Genomic DNA, 3,460 nt, shown 5'->3' with positions numbered 1-3,460 from the left:
CTGCCCCGCCGCACCGGCGGCGAGTCGCCGTGGTCCGCGCCCCCGCGCGCGACCACCCGACCGGAGGGCACCACCGAGATCCGTTGACGACCGCGGGCGGGCCGGTCACCCGGCCCGCCCGCCCGATCGTCACCCGTTCGGGTCAGCCCTTGAGCAGCTGGCGCGCCATGACGATGCGCTGCACCTGGTTGGTGCCCTCGTAGATCTGGGTGATCTTCGCGTCCCGCATCATCCGCTCGACCGGGTAGTCCCGGGTGTAGCCGTAGCCGCCGAGCAGCTGCACCGCGTCGGTCGTGATCTCCATGGCGGCGTCCGAGGCGAAGCACTTGGCCGCCGCGCCGAAGTAGGTCAGGTCGGCGTCGCCCCGCTCCGACTTGCCGGCGGCCGTGTAGGTGAGCTGCCGGGCCGCCTCCAGCTTCATACCCATGTCGGCGACCATGAACTGGATGCCCTGGAAGTCGGCGACCGGCTTGCCGAACTGCTTGCGCTCCTGGATGTAGCCCTTGGCGTAGTCCAGCGCGCCCTGCGCGATGCCGACCGCCTGCGCGGCGATGGTGACCCGGGTGTGGTCCAGGGTCCGCATCGCGGTGGCGAAGCCGGTGCCCTCTGCGCCGATCATGCGGTCGGCCGGGATCCGGACGTTGTCGAGGTAGACCTCGCGGGTCGGCGAGCCCTTGATGCCGAGCTTCTTCTCCGGCGCGCCGAAGCTCACCCCGGCGTCGGCCTTCTCCACCACGAAGGCGGAGATGCCCTTCGAGCGGGCTGTGGGATCCGTCACAGCGAAGACCGTGTAGAACTCCGAGACGCCCGCGTTGGTGATCCACCGCTTCACGCCGTTGAGCACCCAGTGGTCGCCGTCCCGGACCGCCCTGGTGGTCATCGAGGCGGCGTCGCTGCCCGCCTCCGGCTCGGAGAGGCAGTAGGAGAACATCGCGTCGCCGGCCGCCACCGGCGTCAGGTACTTCCGCTTCAGCTCCTCGGAGCCGGCCAGGATCAGCGGCATGGTGCCCAGCTTGTTCACGGCCGGGATCAGGGAGGACGAGGCGCAGGCCCGGGCCACCTCCTCGATCACGATGGCCGTGGCCAGGGCGTCCGCGCCGGCGCCGCCGTACTCGACCGGGATGTGCGGGGCGTGGAAGTCGGCGGCCCGCAGCGCGTCGTAGGACGCCTTCGGGAACTCACCCGTCTCATCCGCCTCAGCGGCGTGCGGAGCGACCTTCGCCGCACAGACCTCCCGGACCGCCTCCCGGATGGCCTCGTGCTCCTCCGGCAACCGGTAGACGTCGAACGACTGATCTGCGGGCATGTCGGCCCTCCCCTTTCACGGCTATCATGCGCAGTCTGTGGCGCCTGGAAGGCTGCCGACTGCCGCAGACTGAAGGATAGCCACCAGGGTTCAGCCGGACCCTACCGGCGGGTAGGCTCGCGCACGAGGTAGGGCGACGGGCCACAACTACCCTCACACACAAGACGACAGCATTCCCCCGGTGCCGGCCCTGGCGCCCAGCCCGAACGCGACGCAAGGAAGCGCCGCCAGTGCGAGCGGAGAAAACAGGCGTGACGATCCCGTACCCGAACACCCAGCCGATGCCCGCCATCGCCGCGGTGACGCCGCCCTCCGGCGCGGCCCGACCCCGGGTGACCTTCCTGGGCACCGGCTACCTCGGCGCCACGTACGCCATCTGCTACGCGGAGCTGGGCTACGAGGTGCTCGGCTTCGACGTCGACGCGGAGAAGATCGCGAAGCTGAACGCCGGCGAGGTGCCGATCCACGAGCCCGGCCTGGACGAGCTGCTCCGCCGCAACCTGGCGGCCGGCCGGCTCCGCTTCAGCACCGACATCCAGGAGACCGCCGACTTCGGCGACGTGCACTTCATCTGCGTCGGCACCCCCCAGCGGGCCGACGGGATGGGCGCCGACCTGTCGTACGTCGAGGCGTCGGTGACCAGCCTCGCCCAGCACCTGTCCCGCAAGGCGCTGATCGTCGGCAAGTCCACCGTGCCGGTGGGCACCGCCGAGTGGGTGGAGCAGCTCGTCGGCAAGCACACCCCGGCCGACCTGGGCGTCGAGGTGGCCTGGAGCCCCGAGTTCCTCCAGGAGGGCTTCGCCGTCGACGACGTGCTGCGGCCCAACCGGATCGTCGTCGGGGTCAAGAGCGAGTGGGCCAACGGCATGCTCTACGCCGCCCACAAGGGCGTCTTCGACCTGGCCGCCACCGAGGACCGCGAGGTGCCGCTGGTGGTCACCGACTTCGCCACCGCGGAGCTGGTCAAGGTCGCCGCGAACGCTTTCCTGGCCACCAAGATCTCCTTCATCAACGCGATGGCCGAGGTCTGCGAGGCCGCCGGCGGCGACGTCACCCAGCTCGCCCGCTCGATCGGCTACGACCCCCGGATCGGCAACCGCTTCCTCCAGGCCGGCCTCGGCTTCGGCGGCGCCTGCCTGCCCAAGGACATCCGGGCCTTCCAGGCCCGCGCCCAGGAGCTCGGCGCCGGCGAGGCGCTGCGCTTCCTGCACGAGGTGGACCTGATCAACCTGCGCCGGCGGACCCGGGTGATCCAGCTCGCCGCCGACCTGCTCGGCCGCCGCTCCGGCCCGGCCGGCCCCGACCTCTCCGGCACCCGGATCGCCGTGCTCGGCGCCACCTTCAAGCCGAACACCGACGACGTCCGGGACGCCCCGGCCCTCGCGGTCGCCGCGCTGCTCGGCAAGGCCGGCGCCGACGTGCACGTGTTCGACCCGCAGGGCGTGGAGAACGCCCGCCGGGCCGTGCCCGAGCTGACCTACGAGGCGACCATGAACGACGCCGTCGAGGGCGCCGACCTGGTCTGCGTCCTCACCGAGTGGGCCGAGTTCCGCAACGCCGACCCGGTCGCCCTGGGCGAGCTGGCCAAGGGCCGCAAGGTGGTCGACGGCCGCAACTGCCTGGACTCCACACTGTGGACGCAGGCCGGTTGGGAGTACCGGGGCATGGGCCGCCCCTGACGCCATGAACCGTCGGCCGGCCGGCCGGGGATCCGTTCCCCGGCCGGCCGGCTCTTTTTGTTGTCCGGAACGCGCCGGCAACGGTCGAAATCCGGGCCCGGTCAAGGCATGCTGCGACTGGGAGGTTCACCGCGCGGGGGCCGACCGGACGGGAGAGTGTCGTGCAGACCTTCAGGTGCGCCTCGTGCGGGCGGGAGATCAAGCCCGCCGTCGCCTGCCCGCACTGCGGCGCCGACCAGCCACAGTGGGCCGAGCACCTGGCCGAGATCGAGCGCTCGATCGCCGAGATGAAGGCCCGCGACGCCGAGATCGCCCGCGAGCAACGGCAGATCGCCGCCAAGATGCAGGCCGCCCTCTTCCAGCGGGACATCCTGGCGCACGCCGGCGAGGAGCGGACGAAGCAGGCCACCCGGCCCCGCCGCGTGCTGCGCCGCCGGCCCGGCCGCCGCCCGCCGACCGCCACCACCGGCGCGCC

At 72.0% G+C, this 3,460-nt stretch carries 3 protein-coding genes; 2 read left to right on the top strand and 1 reads right to left on the bottom strand.

From position 1 onward, the window contains the following. Positions 1-142 precede the first annotated feature (142 nt). Positions 143-1,306, bottom strand: a complete 1,164-nt coding sequence (locus F8274_RS30165; RefSeq protein WP_151465745.1) for an acyl-CoA dehydrogenase family protein — start codon at positions 1,304-1,306, stop codon at positions 143-145. Between the two features lie 251 nt (positions 1,307-1,557). Between F8274_RS30165 and F8274_RS30160 the strand changes: the two genes are divergently transcribed. Together F8274_RS30160 and F8274_RS30155 are read left to right on the top strand one after the other, a co-directional pair. After that, entirely contained in the window at positions 1,558-2,985 is a 1,428-nt protein-coding gene (locus F8274_RS30160; protein WP_151465744.1) for a UDP-glucose/GDP-mannose dehydrogenase family protein, read from the top strand. A gap of 161 nt (positions 2,986-3,146) precedes the next feature. Beyond that, positions 3,147-3,460 (top strand): hypothetical protein (locus F8274_RS30155; protein ID WP_151465742.1); only part of this gene is annotated, 314 nt, incomplete at its 3' end.

Source organism: Micromonospora sp. AMSO31t, assembly GCF_008868175.1.
Classification (GTDB): domain Bacteria; phylum Actinomycetota; class Actinomycetes; order Mycobacteriales; family Micromonosporaceae; genus Micromonospora.
The sequence above is the reverse complement of the archived record's forward strand: the minus strand, read 5'-3'. Positions and strand labels throughout refer to the sequence as shown.

Excerpts from the sequence above, each read along its gene's own strand:
- F8274_RS30165 (WP_151465745.1), bottom strand. The coding sequence starts at position 1,306 with ATGCCCGCAGATCAGTCGTTCGACGTCTACCGGTTGCCGGAGGAGCAC.